Origin of the sequence: Desulfonatronovibrio magnus, from assembly GCF_000934755.1 — a bacterium.
GTDB lineage: Bacteria > Desulfobacterota > Desulfovibrionia > Desulfovibrionales > Desulfonatronovibrionaceae > Desulfonatronovibrio > Desulfonatronovibrio magnus.
On sequence record NZ_JYNP01000070.1, the window covers coordinates 1 to 23,180 of the forward strand.

The window sequence follows — 23,180 nt, forward strand, 5'->3', positions numbered from 1 at the left end:
TGTCCCAAAACAGCTTATTTTCGGAGCTTAGAAGCCCCATTTTACCCTCAAAAACATCATTGTAAGCCGATACAGGTTCTTTCAGTGCGTACATCCCTGACTTGTTTTGTGGCATCAATGGGTAATTTACCCAGTGAAATCCTTGCCCCATGAAATACTGCGCCAGCAGTCCAGCTCTTCTGGATTTCATCGGGGTATTACTATTTCACCGGGGTATGCCATACATGATCAGGCAAAAAAATCTGTTGGCTCTGGGCATATTTGCTTACAACTGGTTTTTGAGTATCGAAATGGGCGTTCTAAGGCCAATTATAGACTCTATAGAGGATATTTATACAATTAAATCAATATCTTGATTAGGTCCGACCCCATAAGAACTCTATTATTCTTTGACCACTCAAACCATTCCTTTTGCGTACTAATCCCATTTTCCTTCACAATATCCATAGCTATATCAATGTGCGCATACTCATTACGTTTTCTTCGATGATGTATAATATTTTTTTGACTGCGCCTATCAATTGATCTTTTTTTCATTTTTTCTCTAACTTGATAGCCTCCATCCTTTCGCGCAGAGAGCAACTTATTTACAGGACTATGCTTGTTTTGAAGTTCAGCTATGCCATTGATTTTCAACTTTATAGATAAATAATTCAGGACCTCCTCGTCTGAAGCTTTAATCAAGTATTTTTTATCTTCGTTATTTATTGTTCTCAGCAAAACCCTTGGGTCTGGAATTTTGGGTAGCTCTATCCTCTTTTCCATAAACATTGCTCTTATATCTCTGCAGAAATTCATGGCTTTAAAATCGCCGCTATCATAGTACTTATCACTGTCAATACAAAGAAAATCATACCCGCTTGCTCGATACTCTTTATATTTTTTTTCACTTCTTTTTTCATAAGCTAACCTACGACTTCCGCGCTTTTGTCCAGAGTGACGAGATTGCTCAATCTCAAGTATAAGCTTCTCACTTGGAAGGTAAAAATCAGCCCTTCGTGACCTGCCTTTGTTGTTACAAAGTATAGGAAAATCATAATTATGCAGAAATTTTTCATGTGTAAGCCAGTTACCGACTACAAGCTCACCATACGAACGATATGGCAAGCCGCTAATGCCAACTTTCCAGTTCAAACAAAAGTGCGGCCACGAAAGCATGATCTCATTTTCAAGCATCCGACCCTTCACCTCTCTGTGCAGTGTACAATTTTTATATTTCAAGTCTGTCATGCAGCTGTAATTGCCTACCTCTTTTATTATCCAGCTGTCTGGCCAGTGCATGTAGCTTCTTTTCTTGTTTCCAAATTCAGCATGATAGTAGATTGCGCCCTGAACATGAGTTTTTCTTATTTTCTCATATAGCTTAGGATTTCTGCGGTGCAGGTCACCTGTGTTTTTCAATTTACTGCGTTTTATTTCCTGCTTTAACTCATCAATCAAGCGTTGGTGCAATAAATTAAGATCTTCCCCGTACTCTGAACTTCCTTCACACAAAAATTTTATTTTTTAAAAAACTCTATACGTGTCCGGATTGGACAGAATGGAACTTAGCGAACACGGCGGCAAAAACATTAAAAGTTTTTTCCTGCTCAGGCTGTTATTACACAGCAGATCCTTTCCATTGATTAAACCAGCATTTAGGTCAGACTCAATCCTCTTTAAGTTTTTAAGCACTTCATGTCTCACAGCTAATTCTCCTTCTTTTAAAATTTAGCTTTACATTCTTGACGCACTAAATCTTTTTCACATCAAGAATGATTTATTTACACATCAATGCTGATGTTTTGTCAAGAGCAATTTTATCAAAAATGACCCACAAACTTCTATCTTGATATCTACAAGCTATCAAAATAGACTGATTTGATAAGAAGGAGGCAAAAATGAGTGATGATAACTGGGGATATAGAATTAAAAAGACAAGACAACTTGCGGGAATATCGCAGGCAGAATTTGGAAATATGCTTAATGTTTCCGTGGCTACAATAAACAGAATAGAGAATAATCATTCAGTTCCTGACGCTGGACTCATCAGCAAAATAGCGTCCAAATTTGACGTCAGTGTAGAGTACCTCCTACTTGGGAAATCTGAAGATAAGCATAAAAATATCGAGGATGCTTATCCTGTATTTTCAGAATCCGACATCATAGCAGGCAAATTTCAGGAGATGACAAGCGACAGTTGGGCCAAAATTCCACAGGTGCAGGAAGCTGAAAAAATATTTTTGCTGATCACAAAAGAATTAGGAATGCGGCCAACAATTGAACCTGGGGACATGTTAATGATTAGTCAAGATATGCCCGAGCCCAGTAATATTGTGGTTTTTTTGGACAATTCCGGCGTTGTAAGTGTCCGTAAGCTTGGGCGGACAAGTAATGGAGATGAATTTTTTGTGGCAGAAAATCCCGAATATCCGAGGCTCAGAAAAAATGATGAAATAATAATTGGAAAAGTGGTGGGTGGGCTAAGATATTATAAAACCTAAATCAACCAAGCGCCCCATACCGATACATACTTAGGTGATAAGAATGAATTGAGGTGTTCAATATTTTTGATAGTCTTTGTAGATATTTCTGCTTTCAGGTGTGAAGACTAATAGCCGGATTGTTCACTTGCACTCACCCATGGAACCCAGGACGGATATGATCCAGGCAGCCCTTAAACACACTGCCTGCTCAAAATATCCTTCTCATGAAGACTCACCATACCTGCCTGATGCATAAAAAGCTCCGCCCGCATTCGCGTGATGGGACTGCCTCAGCGACAACCCCAGCCTGCTCAGGGCCAAATGATTTACCGATCATCTTCATGACAAAACATGCACTCAGAGCGAGAGGACAAAGGCTTTGCAGTGCTAAAGACGGAGACGCCAGCTCCGCTGCCGATACCCAGATTACGGCCATTTTTTCCCCAGTGCGGGCAGTCGAAATTCCGCCTTTCTTGCATAAGACAACCAGATCTGGCAATCACGCACTCATCTAAGCAATCCATGTTGCCCGGAGGGCACAGGGCTTCACATTGATCCCGGTTGGCATTGCATCTGCTCAGAGCGGAGCTGAAAACCTGATTGCAGCAGTTGGTGCAGACGATCAGGTCGGGACAGCCGTGGATACAGTCGATGTAGGTACCCTGGGCGGCATGAAGGTTGGGGGTTGCCGTGAACAACAGGGACAGGGCCAGGGAGGCTGTCAGGAACAGTTTTCTCATTTTCAATCTCCTTGAAGGTTTAGAGGGTCAAATAATCCAAACGGAATTACCAAAGCTCCAAAGCCATTCAATCAAGCAATTAGTTACATTGACCAATGGACCCAAAAGCGCATACCCGTCCATCTCGCCAGATGGCCTTGCTGAAATCAGCCCCGCCCAGGTCCGCTCCTTCCATCTTGGCGCCAGACAGGTAGGCGTCGATGAAATTGGCGCCGCGCAGGTTGGCGTTTCGCAGGTCAGCATTTTTGAGGTAAGCTCCCTGCAGATTTACTCCCGATAGATTGGCACCATTAAAGTTTACTCCTGGACACCTTGTATACGGTTGGAGTGTGCAGTTGTCGATGACCTGCTGCGCAACGGCCGGAGCGGTGAATAAAAAAATGCAGATGGACAAAAAGATAATCCTGTTCATCACGTTCCTCCTTACTGAAATATAATGTTTTTCAACCAGGTGCGGTTCTTTCTAAGATTCAGCACTATCTATGCCGGACAATAAATCTATTTAATATCAACGTGTTGCAAATTCAAGCTAAGCTGGGTCTTAAGTTTGCGCCAACTTGGTTGGCAATAGTTGGCACTGGGACTTGTGGGATGCTCAGGGCATTGAACTGCAAGAGCGTGAACAGAATTATGCCCTTGCGTGAATATTAACCAGCTTTGGAGAGATTTTTCAAGATGTTCATGGTGGCCGGAGTGGAGATGATAGCAGATGTTGTTTTTGGGTAGGGTGACCGGCCTGGTTGAGGATACATGGTGGTCAAGACTACGTCCATGTTTTGAGAGGAGTTTAAGCCTTATGTAATCGTCAGGCTTACTTTTGCCAGTCCTCAAAATAGTTGATTCCTCGACGTTTGATGTTGAATTTTTGCAATCAATTTAGGATTTGATTCTTTTTCGTTTTGGAGATACACAGTTATCCAAATTTTTCATTCCCTTCCACAGGGCGTCCAGCCCATGAACAAAGGAGTTTTTCATGCGTAGACTCGTTATTGTTTTTGCCCTTATGTCCTTCTTCTCTTTTTCTGTACCCGCCGTCCAGGCCGAAAGCCTTGACAATTTTCCGCACAAGCTTGGCGCCCAATGCCAACGCGGTGGTTATGGGGCACCCCAGATATGGGCTTCTTCGTTTACTACCTCTCAGTGTCCACAGGATACCCGATGAAAATTACAAGCAAAGACAATACTGTAGTCGTTGAAGGTCCTGACGGCAAAAAGAACTTCCCTGGCCGTCATGCCGCTCTGGAGTACGCTAAAAATTTTTGCAATTAGCATCTCCCCTGATTTTGCTGATAAGGGTGCGATGATTTCGGCCGGACAGCCAGACAAAGGGACCGTTGGCATCCGAAAATATTTAACAGGCTGAAATTTCATTGCCTTCGGATCATTGCCCATCCTGCTTGATATATCATATATATGCTGTTTTTTTGAATTTATAATATGTATCGTTAAAAATCTATCTAAGGTAATCCTATGAAACGCAGTATTATCGTTATCATTTCCTTTATCTTAACTCTTTTTTTTATCCAATTTCTGGATCCTGCAAATGCTGCCCTTTCAGGACCTCTTCCAGCAAAATTTGACCTGCGTGATGTTGATGGAAGAGATTATATCGGCCCTGTCAAGAATCAGGCCCCTTATGGAACATGCTATGCGTTTGGGGCCACAGCAGCCGCAGAAAGTACATATAACCGGGCAAAAGGTCTGTACAACGACAATACCGTTTCATTTTCCGAGTCATTTATTATCTGGAGCCTGGGACAGAAGTATGCAGGTTTTCCCACAGGTGATTTTGGGGCTGGAGGAAATTACGATTATGATGAAATGCAGGCTCTGGTGGATTATGGTATTATTGAAAGTCATATCTTTCCCTATACAACTGAAATCATGACAGCCTACAACTTTGATCAAAATTATGAGCTTGAATATTATTGGGATTATCCCAGAGTGAAATTTGCCGGATGGCATCGTCTGCCGGCCAATGACATTGAAACCATTAAAAGAGCCATAATGAAATTTGGTGCTGTGGATGCGGCTGTGCTGGTTGATGATGATTTTCAGGCTTATGAGCAGGGTATTTATTCAGATGAAATCAGGAGTGCTGATGCACCTCTTGAATTTTATTCGAGCGTAAATCATGCCATTGCCTTAGTAGGCTGGGATGATGAAGAAGGTGTCTGGATACTTAGAAATTCCTGGGGAGAAAACTGGGGAGAAGACGGTTATATGCGCATTGAATATCAGTCTGCACGGGTCGCCTTGGAAGCGGTCTATCTGCATTATGAACCCTGGGATGGAGAAGACCATCAGATAGTGAACAACAATGATATACACGCGGGTGTAGATACCTCTGGAGTGCAGCCGGTATCCAGAGGTTTGTATGAATGGGGCGGCAATAATGCTTATTTCATCAATAATGCTGAAATTAAGGCTGAAGCCCATGTGGCTGATGGTCATCCCTATGTGCATGGCATGTTTTTGTGGGCCGGAGACAAAAGTTTTATAGAAAATAATGGCAGCGTTCTTGCCGGATCAATTGCTGATGAAGGTCAGGCTACAGCATATGGAATTGTCCTGCAGGGAAATAATGTTCATAATTCTGGATCAATAGAGGTAGGCGCCCACAGCGGAGATGATTCCAGGGCTACAGCATATGGAATACGCATGTTTGGTTTTGATGATAAGGCTGACATTGAGAATACAGGGAGTATCACCTCAAAGGCTACTGGAGCTGACGGATGGGCTTATGGGCTGTTTTCATCTAATGTGCCTTTAATTAAAAATCACGGTTCCATTAAAGCTGAAGCCAGTGGATACTCCACAGGCATTATGGCCTACAATGAGGTCCACATTGAAAATACAGGCAGCATAGAGTCCTTTACCCAGGATGGTAATTCCCTGGGAGTTTTTATTTCTGGAGGAACTTTACATAACGATACTACAGGCTCAATCCTTGCTCGCTCAGATTCAGCTCAGGCTTACGGGGTGGCAGCGAATCTTTATTCCTTAGAGTTCCTGGAAAATATGGGAGAGATAAAAGCCACGACTGATTCAGGCAGAGCCACAGGGATAGCTTCTAATGTTATAGAAAGTATGCATAATTCAGGCAGTATTATTGCTGAGGCGGAAGATATGGGCAGTACAGCCACAGGGGTATCTCTAACCGGTATCCAGAACCTGGAAAATACAGGGACAATCAGCGCAAAGAACGATCTGGGGGATGCTTATGGAGTAGAACTGGTACATGGGAATCTGATCAACCATTCCACTGGCATAATAAAGGCTGAAAGTACGAGCGGCGAAGCCTGGGCCCTGGTGCTTTCAGATTCAAAGGTAGTGAATAACGGTACTGTAGTAGGAGACACAATCCTTGAACATGGCAGTTTTCTTATGGGCAACGGGTTGTTTACAGGCAATGTTGATAACAAATCAGGCTTTGTCTCTCCAGGTAACTCCATTGGAACCATAAATATCACAGGAGATTATACACAAGGCAAAAATTCCGTCCTTGAAATTGAATTTGACAATAACAGTTCTGACAAATTGATAGTCAGTGGTACGGCGAATTTGGATGGGACTCTGAAGATGATCCCCCTTGGTTACGTAAAGGGAAAATCTTATTCGTTTTTTGATGCCGGATCCATTAATGGTTCTTTTGCTTCCTATCAATCACCGGCTGTATTTAATATTGGTATAAATAATATTGCCAGCAATCTTTCAATGGATATCACCCGCAACAGTTATGCCTCTTTGACCTCAAGCTCATCACAGAACAGTATGGCCTCCACCCTGGATCAGATCAGGCCTTCAGCAGCAGGAGATATGGCCCAGGTGCTTAATCTCATGGACAGCATGCAGCTTCCTCAACTGCAGGGTGCTTTTAAGGATATGTATCCGGGAATGAATGCAGCTGCCGGACATGCTGCTTTGCAGGGCGCTCAACGCACTCAGGCTGAGCTTCATGGCAGCTTAGAGCCGTCGCTTTTGCCCGGCAGGAAACTCAGTAATCCCAATAATACAAAGCCTTATTCTCTGTCTTCCTGGGTAACCTATATGGGATCCAGTGTTGGGATGAAGTCGGCCAATTCCATTCCTGAGTTCAGAGACAGGATGAAAGGGCTAATATTGGGAATTGATTATAATCTGGACGGTAATTTTAGCTTTGGGATTGCCGGAGCAATTGCTAATCAGGATCTGAATCAGCGGGGAGGTTCAGGTTCATCAACAGTAAGATCTTATCAGGCCTATCTTTATTCAAAATGGAACAATCTGGAGCATGGAAAAGGTCCATACTGGAATACATCAATTGGCGCAGGGATAATGGATATTGAAACTCATCGTTCCATAGCTTTTTTGAACCGAAAAACCAAAAGCAGTCATTCGGCCAAAGTTTATTCAGCTTCTACCAATGCCGGATATGTATTTGGAAAAGACAAGTGGGCACTAAGACCTGGATTGAATATAAATTATGCATTGCTACATGAAGACTCATATTCTGAATCCAGAGGGGGAGACTTGAGCTTAGATATTGACTCTCGCGACTCCCAGTCCCTTCAATCGCGCCTGGGAATAAGCCTTTCCAGAGAGCTTAAACTGAAAAAAGCCATGTTAATCCCAGAGTTCAGGATGCACTGGGTCAGGGAATTTATTACTGAACCTTCAGACATTAAAGCCGGCTTTAAGAATAGTAATCTGACATTCAAAGCCAAAGCCAGAAAAATTCCAGAGAACTCTGCAATTCTGGGGCTTGGCCTTAATGCCCGGTTTTCTGAAAGGATTTTCGGAGCAGTGGATTATGAGTACACTTTTATGGAAAATAATCATGGATCAGAGCAGAAAATGTCTGCCCAGCTCAAGATCAGGTTTTAAAGACTATAAGAGCTGGAATATTAATGAGCTTGCAGTTGTGGGTTCTTACCGCAACCAGAGAGGTAGAAAGAGTTCTTACCCTTGCATAATGTATAACAAATTTTGGCAAATAATAGCATTTTTTTGTTTAGCAGACTGCGTGCATGCTCAGAGAGAAGTTTAAGCCGCAACTTGAATCGTCAAGCTTTCTTTTGCCAGTCTTTAGGGTAAGAGACTATAGAAGGTCAATAGCAGCAATCTCATGTTGTTCCAGCCATCAGCCGCACGAGTTCCGAATCATTCACCGTAACCTCAAGTCTGTGGCAACTTCACGCTCTGGATAGAGAAACATCGCAGGGCTTTGGGTCATGGAATAACTCTGTCAACAGCCCCTTGAGTTGCAAAAATATGTCGAGGCCATGGTTGGCGGAGGACTGCTTCCGGAAGACATCCAGACCACGCGGTTCAGCGAACATATCGTCCATTTTGACGAAAACATCGCTTATGGCCTTGGCATTTTGAAGCGAAGCACCTTCTACGGACACAATGGATCGCTGCCTGGATTCACGACATCCATGTATCACAGTCCGGAAAAGATTTGCACCGTGATCATCTCCTTCAATTCGCAGCTTGAGGACACGATCCCTGACCAGCTTTTCGCCCGCTTCGTGGAAATTTTGTACGGAGGCGATTTTTAGCGGTCGGACATTTCCGCTTGCCCCATTATTTCAGGAAAACATGACGTCTCAAGATGTTCCTGAGCAGAAGTTGTTCCGGGGCAAAATACCAGCATAATCAGAATTGGGACCCCAAATACAGAAGCAAGGAAATCTGGACACATTTTTTGGTAATATGATCAACAAAATATTAAATGCATTCTTCGTGTTTATCGAGAATTCTGGGAAAGCAGATAGCTGTTAATGCCTTCCGCAGTCCAGTAGGTAGCCTTAAGATAGTCCAGCACGTTAGCGGCAAGACATAATCCGACCCCATCAAAGTCATTGACCCTAAGGGACTGCAGCTGACCTGGTTTCAGGTAGCTGTCCAGGGCGCCTCTGGGGCCTACATACTCGACAACTATCTGAAAACCATCAGCATGGCCTCTGAAACGGATGGTCACAATTGATCTTAAATCAGCTTTACGAATGGTACTAAGGGCGTAAAGAAAAATCTCTTCGGTTGCCAGTTGAAGACGTCTGGATTTATCCTCGGGAAAGCGGATATGGGAACATAAAGCCTCCAGCCCTGCATTAACCACTACAATCATCTCAGGATTGGGACAGACTGATACCCTGACCAGTTCGAGCATTTTTTTCTCCGAAAAGACTGTGGATCAGCCAGGATTGATAAACAGAAACGACTGCAAAATATCATTCAGCCTGCATCCGGCTTGTCCGGTTAACAACGTGTTGAAAAAGCCCTTATTAAACAGAGGTTTCACCCTGTTTAGGGTGATGTAAATCAGCTTAAACGCCCGTTGAAAGCTGCTTCCATTTTTTTATACGCAAAGATTTCTTGACGGTCTACCTATTTGACATTCAAGGATAATGACTTCGGTTTCAAAACTAAATCTTAGCTGTCCAGTGTCCTAAAAGAAAGCCTCAATCCTTCCGGCGAATTGTAGCCGAACATTCGAACCATTGTGGGATTGGCTGATAAAAACCGGCCTTATAGAGTTGGGTTATGTCGCGAGGGAAAGCTCTACCTCTCGCTGCGCTGCCGGGGATATGTTGACTTACTGTGTCATAGAAATTGTTTTTATGACACCTGCCTGACTGCCCGAATTGAACTTTACCTAACTTATAACGTACAATATTTCCCCGGTCCCCCCTCAATCGGTGTGCGTGCATGATCGGAGAGATCTCTATGCCTGCCTGGATTGTCAAGTTTTCTTTTGCCAGTCTTCAGGATAATTGGACAGGACTATTCCATGTCGATAGCCGTTATGTTGTCAGTTGGGTTATGTTGTGGTGTTCCATTCTTACTGATCCTGTATCTCAGAGCTACAATTCCGGTTCATTATTCAATTATTTTCATTACAAACAATGAATCTTAAGATGGTTACGATCCAGCGGGTAATGTAAAACAAACCTTTGTGCCCTTGCCCGGTTCACTTTCCACCCAAATTTTACCACCATGTTTCTCTACAAACTCCTTGCACAGGATTAGCCCCAAGCCGGTTCCTCTTTCACCGTCTGTTCCATACTGTCTTTTGCTTTTATCTACAGAAAAGATTTTTGACATTATGGCTTCATCCATGCCTATTCCATCATCCTGGACATAGACTTTAACATCTGATCCTGACTTCCTGGCGGTTACAGATATATTGCCGCCTTGAGGAGTAAACTTGACTGCATTGAAGATTACATTGCGAATAACAGTATTGATCATGGGCTGGTCAACCAGCACTGTAAGGTCCTGGGGGATTTCGCACTTTATGGCAATATCCTTTCTCCCGGCCACATCCTGAGCTGTATACAGACTTGATCTGACCAGTTCATAAAGGCTGCATTTTTTAGGACTAAAATCCATCCCCCCCTGACTGATGCGCGCCCATTGCAGCAAATCTTCCAGAAGCGCGAAGGTATTCCTGGCATTTTTATGCAGTTCTGTCGCAAGAAGGCGGATGTCTTCCTGGGAAAAAATATCCTGTTGATGGGCCAGCATCTCTGTAGAAGACACGAGACCGGCCATAGGTGATTTCAAATCGTGAGCAATGATGGAAAAGAGCTTGTCCTTTTCGGTCAAGAGAATTTTCAGTTGTTCCTCGCTCTCCTTGATCATCTGGGTATCTTGAAGACGCATCAGGGCCAAGCCGATGCTGCTGCTGACCTCCTCGAGAAAGTTGATCAGTTTTCGGTCAAAAAAGCCCTTGCGATGATCATTGAGCTGGATAAGACCGACGATCTCCTGGTTCGCCCGGACCGGGATGAGCGCCACGGATTGATAGCCATGGTGAATGCATGTGTTCCTGGGATGGTGCCTGGGGTCTTGACTTTCCGGCAGGTCTAACAGAGGAAATGAATCGCTGGTCCAGCAACTGCCATTGGGCGTGAAAAGCGGGTTTGACGGATCAGTTTGTCCTGTCAGAACCAGACCGCAAGTACATTCCAGGGCAGGTTTGCCATCAGGGTTCCTGCACACATCCCCATGGGCGTCCCGAGTCTGCAAGGTGTTCTCAGCTTGCAAGAATTCCTTGGAAAAGCCATGATGGACATAATATGGGAAGTCATTTCCTTTCCGCAGACGAATACCGCAAGCGTGAACACCTGTTTCCTCCTGGATGCTCTCCAGGATTCGACTGATCCCATCGTCCAGTTTTTGCGAGTCATTGAGGATGCCGAGAATCTTGGCCATGAGCCGCTGTCGACGCTCTGCAAGATCCTGCTCTCTGAAGTCGTTGATAATGAGCAAAAGATGCTGGTGAGATTGGTTTTCCGGCTGCACATGAAGGACACTTTCACGCCGCCCGACGCACCTTACCGGTAATTTGCTGGACTTGCCCTGCAAACCCAATTCCAGTTGCTTGCCTGCGGGGTTTTTAAAAAAGGCCTTGAACCGGCTATAAAAGATAGGGCGATCCCCTGGAGACATCAATTCGGCCAGAGGCTTACCGGTCAAATTATAGGGTTCCTGGCCGACCATGGATGCGAAAGTCTGGTTGGATTGGGCTATTATTCCTTTCTCATCAATGATCAGGTAGCCCACTGGAGCGTCATTAAATAGCCTGGCGAAACGGTCTCTGGCGGATTCCAATTGATTCTGGGTATTGCGTAGCTCTTGGTTTTGCAGTTCCAGCTCAATCTGGTGGACTCGCAAATCCTGAATCAGCGCCTGAACCTCAAGGTTTGAAAGGTTGTCCATTTTGATGCCGTCTTGTTCCAGGCGATCTTCAGCCTTATCCCTCAATGATTTATTTATGCCTTGAACGTCACTACTCATTGCTATTTCCTGTTCGAAAAAATATGATTATTAAGGTAGCAACAATTTTCAGAATATTAGACATTGTCGCTTACGGAAAAAATTTTGAAAAAATTTTCTGAAAGTCCTCAAGACTGACCGGCTTGCCTATGTAATCATCCATCCCTGCTTCCAGAAAATTTTCCCTGTCACCGGGTTGAGTATGAGCGGTTACAGCGATTATTGGAATATCTTTCTTTGCACCTATGGAAGTTGACCCCCGGATTGCCTTTGTTGCCTCCACCCCGGTCATGACCGGCATCTGAATATCCATAAGGATACAGTCAAAATCCTTTTCCTGAAGCATATCCACAGCTTCCTTGCCGTTCTTGGCCAGGGTCACTGTTTGTCCGTCTTTTTCCAGCATTCTTTTGATAAATACCTGGTTCAGCGGATCATCTTCAGCCAGGAGGATACTCAGGCTGCCTGTTTTTCTGGATGACCGCCGTGTTTCCTGCACAGGCTGAGAGATCTTTTTTTCCGGCATCTTGAAGGGCAGAACCACATGTACGGTCGTCCCGTGACTTGGTTCGCTTTCCACGGCTATATTGCCGCCCATCATTCCAATCAGACGTTGAACTATGACCAGGCCGAGACCCGCGCCCTGATAGTTCCTGGTCATGGAACCGTCTGCCTGAGAAAAAGGCTGGAACAAAACATCAAGTTTGTCTTCTGGGATGCCGCTGCCGGTATCAGTTATGGAAAACATAACACGTACACTATCTGTAGCAGTCCGAGATGCTGGAGAGATACTCAAGCTGACACTGCCGCTGTCAGTAAATTTTACAGCATTGCCCACCAGGTTGAAAAGAACCTGATGCACCCTTGTGTCGTCACTGATGATTTTTGCCGGAAGGGAAGAATCAAGAGAACACTCAAAGTCTATTCCCTTTTCTCTGGCAGGAATCATAAACAGGTCTTTTATTGAAGAACATATATCATGCAAACTGAATTCTTTTTTTCGGATTACCATCTTGCCGGCATCAATGCTGGAAAGGTCAAGAATATCGGATAGAAGCTGGGTAAGTCTTTTGGCTGAAATACCGCCCAGATGAACAAATTTATCCTGTTCCGGACTCAGGCCTGTTGTTGAAAGAAGATGCATCATGCCCATAATACCATTCAGCGGAGTGCGTATCTCATGGCTCATATTGGCCAGAAATTCTGACTTGGCCAGGTTGGCTGCTTCGGCCTGTTCCTTTGCTAATATTAGGTCTTGTTCTTGTAATTTTCTTGCAGTTATATCCCTGCAAATTACATATGCACCTAAATAGTTCTTATTGGAATCATAATTAAATTTGGCATTATCTTCTCGCCAAATATAATGACCTTGTTTATGTTTTATTCGATAAGAATAAATTAATTCTTGTTTTTTCTCTCCGATTGCCTTGTAAATTTATAGAAATATATGCCTATCCTCAGGGTGCATTGAATCATAAATATCTTTTGGTTTTAGAGCAAGGAGCTCTTCAAAATTGTAGCCTACCTGATTTATATAGGCAGGGGAAGCATAGCTGATTTGATAATCAGAATTAAATACAACAATTCCATCTGATGTATTTTCTCCAATTAGTCGGTATTTTCTTTCGCTTTCTTCAGCCTGATCTTTAGCCTGAATCAGGGCTAACTGCGCCTGTTTAAATTCAGTAATATCAGATGAAATGATCCCAATGGCAAAAGTTTTGGCATTTGAATCTGCAATAGGGAATTTTTTAGTAAAAAAAGTGCGCTTTACACCATCTGGAAAAATTACGGGTTCCTCTCGGGTAATAATTTCTCCATGCTTTAACTGCATAGTTTTTAAATCGTCTTGTCTATAAGAATTGACTGGTTCAGAGTCTGAGGGAACACGAAAGATCTCTGCATCATTTTTACCAATCATTTCTGATACTGAACCCCGACCAGCAGCACGTACAAAGGCCATATTTGTCGCAATAACCCTGCAATCCAAGTCCTTGACTACAATGATGTCCTTGCTGTTTTCTACAAATGCCGCCAGAGCTATTTTTTCCTGTTCAGCCTTCTTACGCTTATGGATGTCCGTATGCGCACCCACCACACGCAATACCTTGCCTGAAGAGTCACGTTGCAAAGCCCGCCCGCGGGTGTATATCCATTGATAATTTCCATTTTTGTTTTTAAGACGAAATTCAAGTTCATAGGAAGACTTACGGCCATTCACATAGTCTTCAAAAGCCTGCTGAAAGCTTTTTTGATCATCAGGATGAATGTTCTCAGCACAAAAACAACCGTAATTATTTATTTCATTTTGCTCATAACCAAGCATTTCAGAAAAGCGTTCCGAGCATTGAAATTCGCCGCTGACCAGATTGTAGTCCCAAATGCCATCATTGGTAGCTTCTAATATATTTTGAAGATGATCTTCTGCAATCTTTCGGGCAGTAATGTCCTGATAAAAGCCCTGATACGCAATTACATTGTTCTCATGATCTCGTATTGCACGAGCATTTGCTAAAATCCAAAAAAATTGTCCGTTACGGCGACGAAAGCGGTATTCACGGTTAACCAGTTTACCTTCTTTCTCCATGTGCCTCATATAGTCTTTCCTGTCAGATGGATTAGCATAGACTTGACTGGCGATATCAGTGATCGACTCAATCAGTTTTTCTGGGGAATCATAGCCGAACATCTGAGCCATGGCTGGATTGGCTGATAAAAATCGCCCCTCAGGCGTTGAGGTGAAGATGCCGATGGGGGCATCCATCAGGGTATCATGTGGGTCAGAAAAGTTGGTTGAGGCTGGCTGTTTTTTCTTCTTGGAAGGTCGGGGCATGATAAGCTCCAGAGAAAATTTGAATAACGAAGAAAGAGAATAAATACCAAGGACTTGTTTTTATCGAGTATCTTTACGGGTAAATTAGTGGGTAAATTAATTTGCCACTGAAAGCAATATTGTTAGCTTGAAATGAAGATTTTTTTCAATAACGAGGAAAAGTCACTATGCAAGCCTACGTGCATCTTTTGAGAGAAGTTTAAGCCTGCCTGAATTATCAAGCCTTATTTTGGCAGTCCTCAAAAATAATTGGTTATGTTTTAGGCGGCGACAAGTTTCTTAACCCTGAGCTTTTTACGATGCTGTTCAGCATGCCAGAGTTCATATTGGGACTGCTGGTTCAGCCAACTTTCCGCAGAGGTATTAAAGGCAATGGAAAGACGTATAGCCATCTCGGGACTAATACCAGCCTTACCATTCAGCACAGCACTCAAAGTTTTACGGCTTACTCCCAGCGCTTCAGCCGCCGCCGTAACCGTAAGGCCAAGTGGCTCCAAACAAAGCTCGCGCAATACTTCACCTGGGTGGGGAGGATTGTACATCAACATAAATGACTCCTTAATGGTAATCTTCGTAATCTACTATTTCGGCATCTCCGTTCTCAAACAAAAACGTCACTCGCCAGTTACCACTGACCTTCACTGGCCAAATGCCGTCGCGATTCCCGGAGATTTTGTGCAACCCAAGACCTGGCAGGTCCATATCTTTGGGATCTGTCGCTGCATTTAGCCGACCGAGAATAAGCCGAAGCCTCTTTGTATGAGCGGCCTGAATCCCTGCGGTGCTTCCGGATTTGTAGAATTTGGCCAAACCTTTGTGTCCGAAGCTTCCAATCATGACCTAAATGCACCCTGTAACGTATCGGGTGTCAACATGCAGATCCTTCCGGCGTTAGGAGAAAATGACATGATCGGATCAAGACTACGTGCATGTTCTGACAGAAGTTTAAGCCTCTTGAAATTATCAAGCTTTATTTCGGCAGTCTCCAGAATAATCGGAAAGAACTACTGCACAGGCATAGCCGGATTGTTCACTAGCTTGCACTCGCCTATGGAACCCAGAGCGGATATGATTCAGGCAGTCTTTAAACTCTCTGCCTGCTCACAACATCCTTCTCAAGATGTCTCTGCATACCAGCCTGACAACCCTTGCCTGACGCACAAGAAGGCTAACCCGTCTTGGCGGGATGGGATTGCCCCAGCGACAACCCCATCCTGCCAAAGGGCCAAATCACCGAAGTACCAAATCATCCATCACTGTACCGAACGTACGGCGCGTACATGGTAGGTACCGGACTTATTGACGCCGGCCACGCTGCCGTTTTTGAGGTGGACGCGCCACGCGGAGTTTGTATTGTCGGCGAGGGTAGTAGACGACCAGTAGGCCGGGAAGGCCAATTCAATCATACGTTGACAGGGAGAATAGAACAGCTCTTGTAGTCGATCTCTGCTCGGCAACCTCCAGTCGGAATGCCCAGCAAATGAAAGGCCGGAGGCATAGCTCATGGCCGCATACCAGTTCATTCGATCACCCGAAGCCTTCTGCCACATCAGCCCTGCACTGTTATCAGTCACTGTTCCATCCCCGTTGTCTACGCACTGTTGGGCAAAGGCCGTGCCTGATATGACCAGCCCGGCCAGGCAGAGCATAACCGCCATTGCCACAATTACAAACCACTTTTGTTGTACTACCTTCCCCATGTTTTCCTCCTTAAGTAAAAAAAATAGGTAACTATTCACCATGTTCCATCAAGAAGACCTGGACCCCGGATCTGGTCCGGGGTGACGGTTAAAGAAGGTTGTTGATCTTTTCCGTCATTCCGGCGAAAGCCGGAATCCAGTGCCGTTGAATAGCCATATTCCGTATGTGGTGAATAGTTACAAAAAATATTGTCAAGCCTTCCTGGTTATAAGCACTATACATGCCATAATAAAAAAGTCTGTAATAACAACTGACAACAAAAAAACTTCTTGATCTGGCCTCAAAGTGTGCGCCAACTTGGTTGGCAGTAGTTGGCACTGGGTTTGTTGCAGTTCAGGAAATTCGAGTTACGAAATCAGTGGAGGGAGTTTCTGCCTGAGTCCGTGAATAAGCAGCATAGGAAAGTAATAGCAAGAATATTTATGAGCTCAGGCCGGTGGTGAAGGCCGCTGTAGTAGCTTTGGTCAGGATGTCTTGACTGGCCTGGTTGATGATACATGGGGTCAAGACTACGTGCATTGCTCTGAGAGAAGTTCAACCCTGCCTTAATGAACAAGCATTCTTTTGGCAGCCTTGAAAACAATCGAACTGGACTATGCCATAGACATAGCCGTATGTTCGTACCTTCACTTAAACCGTTTTTTGTCCAAGATATGGGGACCGCTTCAGCTAAAAAAGAATATTTATGATTGACAGGGTAAGGAGCAATCCTTACTTCTTGAAAAACAGGAGCAATAAGCATGACGACAATTAGAGAAATGGCCACCATGACTTCCAAGGGCCAAGTCACCCTGCCCAAAGCCATCCGTCAGGCTTTGAACCTTGGTACAGGGTCCAGATTGGCCTTCACCCTCCGTGGCAATGAAATCGTGATCAAAGGGGAAGATGAGCATAATGATCCTGCTGTAGCCTCTTTCCTGAGTCTGCTGGAACAGGATATAGCACGCGGTCGCCATGTTTCAGCTCTCCCGGACGACCTTGCCAAAAGCCTGGTTATGGCCCTTGAACACAATCAGGGCCATGAGCAGGAAATCTCCGGAGATGTGGACCTGTAATGCAGACCCAGGGCTGGACACTGCTCTTTCATGACTGCCTGGTCCAACAGCTGAAACGCCTTTCTACAGCTTGCCACCGCGCCAGATCTTCTGACCCTGAAGACTGGCCGGCTAATGCAAACGTCAAGCTGTTTCATGCACTCTCAAGGCTGATGTTAAGGATCATACCTGTCGATCCTGGTCATCCTGGGTACCGCCAGGGCAACACTTGGGGAGAAGACCACAGGTACTGGTGCAGGGCCAGGATAGGCAGGCGCTTTCGCCTCTTCTTTCGCTACGACTCTGCTTCAAAAATCATCATCTATGCCTGGGTCAATGACCAGAAAACCCTGCGCCAGGCAAAAGGAAAAAAAGATCCGTACACTGTTTTCAGGAAAATGCTGCACCAGGGTAATCCGCCGGATGATTGGGATCAACTTTTGGATGAATCCGACTCCGAGTATAAGATAGAAAGAATATGACTACTGGTTCTTTGGCGTTTCGTGTGGAATTAGATTTTTATCAAATTCTTAACTTCAGTTAGGACCTTTTTCAATAGCGGGAAAACAATTCCTGTTTGCACCGTGCCTCGCCAAGGTCCGCCAAATACCAGGATGTGGCTGCCGGCACGGAATCGAACCTGCTGGAAAATAGCCGCAGGGCCGTCATGACTTTTTCCCTCTGTACGGCAAGTTGTTTTCTTTAACCATCATTTCATTATTCTCAATTAGCCAATGGCCTGCCCCCACCCTGTTCCCTGGGTATGATCAGAAAAGCCTTGTTTTATCAAATTCCGGTCAAATATCCATTTTTAGGTGGGGATTACAAGTAAAAAAGCCAGGCTAATACTCACTCTCATGAAGAGTTGATCACCTGAGCTTGATGTTTAAAAGGTTCTTTATGTGAGGTTTGCACCGTAATCTGCAATCCCAGTGCTTTGGCCACCTTTGCCACAGTAGCAAATGTGGGATTTCCCTCAGGAGACAGTGCTTTGTACAAACCTTCGCGGGTCAGTCCGGTGTCCCTTGCAAGCTGACTCATATTCCTGGCGCGCGCAATGACACCCAGCGCGTGAACGATGAATGCGGGATCGTCACCTGCCTCCTCGATACATGCCTCAAGATACAGTTCAATATCTTTGTCTGTTTTAAGATACTCTGCTGAATCCCAGCGAGTAGTTTTAATGGCCATAACCTAAACCTCCAATTGTCCGGCAATTTCTTTGGCTTTGTCGATATCAGCTTGCTGAGAGCTTTTTTCGCCACCCGATAAAAGTATCACCACAACAGCACCTTTCTGAACAAAATAGACCCTGTAGCCAGGTCCGTAGAAGATGCGTAATTCACTTACGCCTTCGCCTACCGGTTCAGCATCACCAAAGTGGCCCATTTCAATCCTGTCGATCCTGACCTGAATGCGGGCTTTTGCCCTCTGGTCCTTAAGGGACTTGAACCATTTTGTGAATGTTGCTGTTTTGCGGACTTCTATCACATGTGAACTATAGTTAACGAGCAGAAATATGTCAACTGTGGTTATCACCGGGCAAGTAACCATTTTTTGGTCGGGATTACAAAGGAAAAAAGCTGTCAGAATCAAAGCGCCATGCCCTGTTGCCTGATAATGCTCATGCATAATCGTAATTCTGATATGATATTTAATGGTGGACAAAGGGAAAAATTTTAGGGCAGGAAGGATGAGTAAGAGCAGAGATAATGAATAATTCAGTTTGTGGCAGCATTTTTAGAAGCAGTCTAAAGTTAAGTTCAACAATTCTGGTTGCTAAGGAGTAATCATGACAACGATGTTCAATTGGAATGAATCCTTTCTGGTGGGCATATCCATGGTGGATATAGAACATAAAAGGCTTGTAGAGCTTATCAACGATGTTGGCGAAGCAGCCATGTCAAAAGATCATTTTGATCCTGAAAAGCTCAAAGAGTCCGCCATGTCCATACTCGAATACACCCGCATCCATTTCAGAGATGAAGAAGCCATGATGAAATCAGCAGGCCTGTTTCCGGCCTATATCAAATACCATCAAAACCTGCACAAAGATTTTGTCGAGGAAGCCAAATCCCTGGCGTCACGGGCTGAAAGCCTTTCACCACACGAGGCTGAACAGATGCTGGGATACCTGGTGGAATGGCTGGCCTACCACATTCTTGGCGTTGATCAGGGCATGGCCAGACAGGTTCGAGCCGTGCAGGACGGTCAGGACGCGGAACAGGCCTATCAGACTGATGCTGACCAGACACAAACCGGGACAGAGCCGTTGCTTACCGCTCTCAAAGGACTGTTCAAGACGGTTTCACAGCGCAATCTGGAACTACGCCAGCTCAACAACAATTTAGAGCAGCTTGTTGAACAGCGCACGGCTGAGTTGAAGCAGGCCAATCGCCAGTTGGAGGCCTTAGCCGTACACGACGAACTTACCGGTTTGCCTAACCGGCGTTTTGCCATATCCTTACTGGACAATCTCTGGACCGAGGCATGTGATCAGGGTTTCAATTTTTCCGTCCTTTTGCTGGATGCGGACAAATTCAAGCAGGTCAATGACACACATGGACATGCCGTCGGGGATGATCTTTTGCGGTCGCTGGCAAAATCTCTACAGGAAGCTGTGCGTAATGACGACACTGTCTGCCGACTTGGCGGGGATGAGTTTCTGGTGATCTGTCCCCAATGTCCTCAAGAGGATGCCGCTCTTGTAGCCGAAAAAATCCTGACCGCGGACAAGAAGTATTGCAATGACCAGGGGATGGTGATCTGGGAGGGTCCGGTAAGCATCGGGTTTGCCCAGGCCCGGTCGTCCATGGCCAGACCAGAGGATCTGCTGGAGGCTGCGGACCAGGCTCTGTACGCAGCTAAACGCCAGGGCGGCTGCCGGGCAATGGGAACATAACATGGAGGCGGCTCGGGAGAGGAATTGCAATAACGCCATCGTAACTATTCACCATAGCCAGGGGCCAGTCCCCGGTTCATGTTTCTGTTGATACGAACTCCCTGTCGCGGTTCCCTAAGGCAAACCATTAGCTGGGCATGTTGTACTGGATTGGAAATCTTGCATATTTTGGAAAAAATCGGCAGTTTTTAATGTATATGGTTTGCCTGAAAGGAACCTGCGACGGTCAAACATCGCATCAATGGCGAAACATGAACCGGGGACTGGCCTTAGATTCAGTGCTGATCATAATATATGGTGAATAGATACACGCCATCAAAAATTATAAAAATCGATATTTTATTTTCCGTTGACATGCCGGAATGAGCAGTAAATAATAAAATTGTTTGCTTTTGAGGGGCTGTTGCTACGGGGTTGTCGCTGATGCCCCGTTTTTTTGCCAGGGCGGCCGAAGGCGAATACTTACCACCTCACCTTATTTCAATTTTTTTAGGTATAAAACGTGATTATACTTTTTTTGTGCATTGGCCTGCTCATCCTGGGTTACTTCTCCTACGGCAAGGTGGTTGAGCGGATATTCGGCCCGGACCCGAGCCGCCCCACGCCGTGTTCCACCATGTCCGACGGGGTGGACTACGCCTCCATGCCCACATGGAAAGTCTTTTTCATCCAGCTTTTGGACATCGCCGGGGTCGGGCCGGTCTTCGGGCCGATCCTGGGCGCGCTTTACGGCCCGGTGGCTCTGGTCTGGATCGTGGTGGGGGCGATTTTCGCGGGCGCTGTGCACGATTATTTCAGCGGGATGCTTTCGGTACGCAACAGGGGCGCGTCCATTCCGGACGTGGTGGGCACCTTCCTGGGCCTGCACGCCCGCTGGGTGATGCGATTCTTTTCCCTGTTGCTGCTGCTGCTCGTGGGCGTGGTGTTTGTCCTCAGTCCGGCACAGCTTCTGGGCAATCTTACCGGCCTGAACGTCCAGTTTATGGTGGCCTGCATCTTCGGATACTACTTCCTGGCCACCATTCTGCCCATCGACAAGCTTATCGGCCGTTTGTACCCATTTTTCGGCGCGCTCTTGCTGTTCATGAGCCTGGGCGTGCTTGTGGGCATGGCCCTGGGTGATGCCCCGGTCCTGCCGAACCTGGACGTAACAGTGAACACGCACCCGCAAGGCCTGCCCATCTGGCCCCTGCTGTTCATCACCCTGTCCTGCGGAGCCATCAGCGGCTTTCATTCCACCCAGTCCCCCCTCATGGCCCGCTGCATCCGCAATGAATCCAGAGGTCGCCTGGTGTTCTACGGCGCCATGATCGCCGAAGGGATTATCGCCCTGGTCTGGGCCGCTGCCGGGATGACTCTGTTTTATGGGCCTGACGCTTTGTTTCAGGTCATTCAAAGCGGCACGCCCTCCCTGGTGGTGTACCAGGTCTGCCAGACACTGCTTGGCCCGGTGGGCGGATTTCTGGCCATCCTGGGGGTGATCATCCTGCCCATCACATCCGGGGACACGGCCTTTCGATCCAGCCGCCTGATCCTGGCGGAAACCTTCAGCCTCCCCCAGACCAGAGCCGCCAAAAGACTGCTTCTGGCAGTGCCGCTGTTCATCCTGGCCTTTCTCGTCAGCACCCAGGATTTCAACCTCATCTGGCGCTATTTCGGCTGGAGCAACCAGACCCTGGCCATGCTGGTCCTCTGGTCCGCTGCGATCTATCTGCGCCAAAACGGTAAATTTCACTGGATCGCCACGCTCCCGGCCCTGTTCATGACCGCGGTGACCGTCTCCTTTATTCTCCAGGCATCCATCGGGTTTAATCTTTCTCCGGGCCTCTCCAATCCGGCCGGCGTGGCCGCTGCGGCCCTGGCCATGGCCGTTCTGCTGCGGGTGAAGCCGTTAACCAAATCAACCTTCAATAAACCAAAGGGAGAATCATGAAAACCAGCGTCTGATTATTTTTCGTAGGGATTTTTTTGAACCGTTGATCCTGTCAAATTTATTGAAAGTGCAGACGCATGAGATACGGATTCCTTAAATTTGCAGCAAAGAGCTAAACTGTATCGCCTGTGTATAATGCGTCCGCTGAAGTCAATGATGTGCTTTGGTGCTATGAGTCCTTAAGTAACCACACAACCTGCCGAATTTAACCAGTGTTTTCCAGGAGGAACTCCCATGAACAAATCATTTTGCCCGTTGTGTCGCCCCGGCCTGACCGTGATCATCCTGATCTTAACCTTTTTTCTATCCATCCCGGCCCTGGCCCAGAACACCGACCACCAAAAAGCCATGGACTGGCTGAATTCCTATACAGCGGAAATGCTGCAAAGCCGACCGCATTTCATCGGCTATCCCATCAATCAGGATACGGAACTGGCCGGGTTTTACGAGTGGTACAAGCAAAGCGGGCTCTACGAGGCTGCCATGAACAATGTGGGCGATCCTTACAAGCCCAGCTCCCTGCTCTTGAACAGCCATCCCTTTGAAAGGGATGTCATCGACTACTTTGCCCCCAGGTTCGGGTTCGACAAGGACTATTGGGGTTTTGTCACCGCCAGCGGGACCGACGGCAACAGCCACGGCATGTATTTCGGCAAGAAGGTTTTGCAGGCTCAGTCCGATCTGCCGCCCATCGTTTACGTCTCAGAGGAGGCCCATTATTCCATCAAGAAGCTGGCCGACGTTCAGGGTATGGAACTGCGTCTGATCAAGGCCGACCCCATGGGCCGCATGGACCTTGCAGAATT

20 protein-coding genes and 2 pseudogenes are annotated in these 23,180 nt (G+C 46.0%); 9 read left to right on the forward strand and 13 right to left on the reverse strand.

Annotated elements, in window-relative coordinates:
* Positions 1 to 190 (reverse strand): annotated as a pseudogene (locus LZ23_RS24980) (hypothetical protein); the annotation flags it as partial.
* Positions 191 to 339: 149 nt separating this feature from the next.
* Positions 340 to 1,440, reverse strand: coding sequence for a hypothetical protein (locus LZ23_RS08380; protein WP_157493142.1), 1,101 nt, complete (start codon positions 1,438 to 1,440; stop codon positions 340 to 342).
* A gap of 440 nt (positions 1,441 to 1,880) precedes the next feature.
* Between LZ23_RS08380 and LZ23_RS22470 the strand changes: the two genes are divergently transcribed.
* Positions 1,881 to 2,483 carry an XRE family transcriptional regulator gene (locus tag LZ23_RS22470; protein ID WP_052507243.1) on the forward strand — a complete coding sequence of 201 codons (603 nt, stop codon included), beginning with the start codon at positions 1,881 to 1,883 and terminating at the stop codon, positions 2,481 to 2,483.
* 308 nt (positions 2,484 to 2,791) lie between these two features.
* On the opposite strand, the gene LZ23_RS23965 is transcribed toward LZ23_RS22470, so the two are convergent.
* Positions 2,792 to 3,205: a hypothetical protein gene (locus LZ23_RS23965; protein ID WP_157493144.1), complete on the reverse strand. Its 414-nt coding sequence runs from the start codon at positions 3,203 to 3,205 to the stop codon at positions 2,792 to 2,794.
* A gap of 79 nt (positions 3,206 to 3,284) precedes the next feature.
* Positions 3,285 to 3,617 (reverse strand): pentapeptide repeat-containing protein, encoded by a 333-nt coding sequence (locus tag LZ23_RS22475; RefSeq protein WP_052507244.1) that lies wholly within the window; start codon positions 3,615 to 3,617, stop codon positions 3,285 to 3,287.
* A 1,058-nt stretch (positions 3,618 to 4,675) separates the two neighbouring features.
* Here LZ23_RS22475 and LZ23_RS08410 point away from each other — a divergent pair.
* A complete protein-coding gene (locus LZ23_RS08410; protein ID WP_045213267.1) occupies positions 4,676 to 8,071 on the forward strand; it encodes an autotransporter domain-containing protein in 3,396 nt (1,131 codons plus the stop codon).
* Positions 8,072 to 8,448: 377 nt separating this feature from the next.
* Positions 8,449 to 8,748: a serine hydrolase domain-containing protein gene (locus LZ23_RS08415; RefSeq protein WP_045213268.1), complete on the forward strand. Its 300-nt coding sequence runs from the start codon at positions 8,449 to 8,451 to the stop codon at positions 8,746 to 8,748.
* Positions 8,749 to 8,936: 188 nt separating this feature from the next.
* Here the strand turns inward: LZ23_RS08415 and LZ23_RS08420 are convergent, their stop codons facing one another.
* Entirely contained in the window at positions 8,937 to 9,359 is a 423-nt protein-coding gene (locus LZ23_RS08420; RefSeq protein WP_045213269.1) for a hypothetical protein, read from the reverse strand.
* 539 nt (positions 9,360 to 9,898) lie between these two features.
* Here LZ23_RS08420 and LZ23_RS08425 point away from each other — a divergent pair.
* Positions 9,899 to 10,099, forward strand: a complete 201-nt coding sequence (locus LZ23_RS08425) for a hypothetical protein (RefSeq protein WP_157493145.1) — start codon at positions 9,899 to 9,901, stop codon at positions 10,097 to 10,099.
* Between the two features lie 12 nt (positions 10,100 to 10,111).
* Here the strand turns inward: LZ23_RS08425 and LZ23_RS22480 are convergent, their stop codons facing one another.
* From LZ23_RS22480 to LZ23_RS22485, 6 genes and pseudogenes are all read right to left on the reverse strand, one after another.
* Positions 10,112 to 11,992, reverse strand: a complete 1,881-nt coding sequence (locus LZ23_RS22480; RefSeq protein ID WP_052507245.1) for a GAF domain-containing sensor histidine kinase — start codon at positions 11,990 to 11,992, stop codon at positions 10,112 to 10,114.
* A gap of 70 nt (positions 11,993 to 12,062) precedes the next feature.
* Positions 12,063 to 12,983, reverse strand: a complete 921-nt coding sequence (locus LZ23_RS08435) for an ATP-binding protein (RefSeq protein ID WP_332308271.1) — start codon at positions 12,981 to 12,983, stop codon at positions 12,063 to 12,065.
* A 15-nt stretch (positions 12,984 to 12,998) separates the two neighbouring features.
* Positions 12,999 to 14,804 (reverse strand): annotated as a pseudogene (locus tag LZ23_RS08440) (PAS domain-containing protein); the annotation flags it as partial.
* A 260-nt stretch (positions 14,805 to 15,064) separates the two neighbouring features.
* Positions 15,065 to 15,352, reverse strand: a complete 288-nt coding sequence (locus LZ23_RS08445; RefSeq protein WP_045213278.1) for a HigA family addiction module antitoxin — start codon at positions 15,350 to 15,352, stop codon at positions 15,065 to 15,067.
* A gap of 10 nt (positions 15,353 to 15,362) precedes the next feature.
* Positions 15,363 to 15,641, reverse strand: a complete 279-nt coding sequence (locus LZ23_RS08450) for a type II toxin-antitoxin system RelE/ParE family toxin (RefSeq protein WP_045213280.1) — start codon at positions 15,639 to 15,641, stop codon at positions 15,363 to 15,365.
* A 416-nt stretch (positions 15,642 to 16,057) separates the two neighbouring features.
* A complete protein-coding gene (locus LZ23_RS22485) occupies positions 16,058 to 16,504 on the reverse strand; it encodes an Lcl C-terminal domain-containing protein (RefSeq protein ID WP_052507247.1) in 447 nt (148 codons plus the stop codon).
* 741 nt (positions 16,505 to 17,245) lie between these two features.
* On the opposite strand from LZ23_RS22485, the gene LZ23_RS08460 reads away from it, so the two are divergent.
* Both LZ23_RS08460 and LZ23_RS08465 read left to right on the forward strand, forming a co-directional pair.
* On the forward strand, positions 17,246 to 17,560 hold the full coding sequence (locus LZ23_RS08460; RefSeq protein ID WP_045213282.1) for a type II toxin-antitoxin system PrlF family antitoxin: 315 nt from the start codon (positions 17,246 to 17,248) through the stop codon (positions 17,558 to 17,560).
* Positions 17,560 to 18,021 carry a type II toxin-antitoxin system YhaV family toxin gene (locus LZ23_RS08465; RefSeq protein WP_045213284.1) on the forward strand — a complete coding sequence of 154 codons (462 nt, stop codon included), beginning with the start codon at positions 17,560 to 17,562 and terminating at the stop codon, positions 18,019 to 18,021. Before LZ23_RS08460 ends, LZ23_RS08465 begins: the two co-directional genes overlap by 1 nt.
* A gap of 373 nt (positions 18,022 to 18,394) precedes the next feature.
* Here LZ23_RS08465 and LZ23_RS08470 read toward each other — a convergent pair whose 3' ends face one another.
* On the reverse strand, positions 18,395 to 18,730 hold the full coding sequence (locus LZ23_RS08470) for an addiction module antidote protein (RefSeq protein ID WP_045213286.1): 336 nt from the start codon (positions 18,728 to 18,730) through the stop codon (positions 18,395 to 18,397).
* Positions 18,731 to 18,733: 3 nt separating this feature from the next.
* A complete protein-coding gene (locus LZ23_RS08475) occupies positions 18,734 to 19,171 on the reverse strand; it encodes a type II toxin-antitoxin system RelE/ParE family toxin (protein ID WP_332308270.1) in 438 nt (145 codons plus the stop codon).
* Positions 19,172 to 19,331: 160 nt separating this feature from the next.
* Between LZ23_RS08475 and LZ23_RS08480 the strand changes: the two genes are divergently transcribed.
* From LZ23_RS08480 to LZ23_RS08490, 3 genes are all read left to right on the forward strand, one after another.
* Entirely contained in the window at positions 19,332 to 20,441 is a 1,110-nt protein-coding gene (locus tag LZ23_RS08480; protein ID WP_084590964.1) for a GGDEF domain-containing protein, read from the forward strand.
* 502 nt (positions 20,442 to 20,943) lie between these two features.
* On the forward strand, positions 20,944 to 22,374 hold the full coding sequence (locus tag LZ23_RS08485; protein WP_045213289.1) for a carbon starvation CstA family protein: 1,431 nt from the start codon (positions 20,944 to 20,946) through the stop codon (positions 22,372 to 22,374).
* A gap of 234 nt (positions 22,375 to 22,608) precedes the next feature.
* A partial coding sequence (locus tag LZ23_RS08490; RefSeq protein ID WP_492207392.1) for a PLP-dependent aminotransferase family protein occupies positions 22,609 to 23,180 on the forward strand: 572 nt, incomplete at its 3' end.

Excerpts from the sequence above, each read along its gene's own strand:
- LZ23_RS22470 (WP_052507243.1), top strand. The coding sequence starts at position 1,881 with ATGAGTGATGATAACTGGGGATATAGAATTAAAAAGACAAGACAACTT.
- LZ23_RS23965 (WP_157493144.1), bottom strand. The coding sequence starts at position 3,205 with ATGAGAAAACTGTTCCTGACAGCCTCCCTGGCCCTGTCCCTGTTGTTC.
- LZ23_RS22475 (WP_052507244.1), bottom strand. The coding sequence starts at position 3,617 with ATGAACAGGATTATCTTTTTGTCCATCTGCATTTTTTTATTCACCGCT.
- LZ23_RS08410 (WP_045213267.1), top strand. The coding sequence starts at position 4,676 with ATGAAACGCAGTATTATCGTTATCATTTCCTTTATCTTAACTCTTTTT.
- LZ23_RS08420 (WP_045213269.1), bottom strand. The coding sequence starts at position 9,359 with ATGCTCGAACTGGTCAGGGTATCAGTCTGTCCCAATCCTGAGATGATT.
- LZ23_RS08425 (WP_157493145.1), top strand. The coding sequence starts at position 9,899 with ATGATCGGAGAGATCTCTATGCCTGCCTGGATTGTCAAGTTTTCTTTT.
- LZ23_RS22480 (WP_052507245.1), bottom strand. The coding sequence starts at position 11,992 with ATGAGTAGTGACGTTCAAGGCATAAATAAATCATTGAGGGATAAGGCT.
- LZ23_RS08435 (WP_332308271.1), bottom strand. The coding sequence starts at position 12,983 with ATGGTAATCCGAAAAAAAGAATTCAGTTTGCATGATATATGTTCTTCA.
- LZ23_RS08445 (WP_045213278.1), bottom strand. The coding sequence starts at position 15,352 with ATGTTGATGTACAATCCTCCCCACCCAGGTGAAGTATTGCGCGAGCTT.
- LZ23_RS08450 (WP_045213280.1), bottom strand. The coding sequence starts at position 15,641 with ATGATTGGAAGCTTCGGACACAAAGGTTTGGCCAAATTCTACAAATCC.
- LZ23_RS22485 (WP_052507247.1), bottom strand. The coding sequence starts at position 16,504 with ATGGGGAAGGTAGTACAACAAAAGTGGTTTGTAATTGTGGCAATGGCG.
- LZ23_RS08460 (WP_045213282.1), top strand. The coding sequence starts at position 17,246 with ATGACGACAATTAGAGAAATGGCCACCATGACTTCCAAGGGCCAAGTC.
- LZ23_RS08465 (WP_045213284.1), top strand. The coding sequence starts at position 17,560 with ATGCAGACCCAGGGCTGGACACTGCTCTTTCATGACTGCCTGGTCCAA.
- LZ23_RS08470 (WP_045213286.1), bottom strand. The coding sequence starts at position 18,730 with ATGGCCATTAAAACTACTCGCTGGGATTCAGCAGAGTATCTTAAAACA.
- LZ23_RS08475 (WP_332308270.1), bottom strand. The coding sequence starts at position 19,171 with ATGCATGAGCATTATCAGGCAACAGGGCATGGCGCTTTGATTCTGACA.
- LZ23_RS08480 (WP_084590964.1), top strand. The coding sequence starts at position 19,332 with ATGACAACGATGTTCAATTGGAATGAATCCTTTCTGGTGGGCATATCC.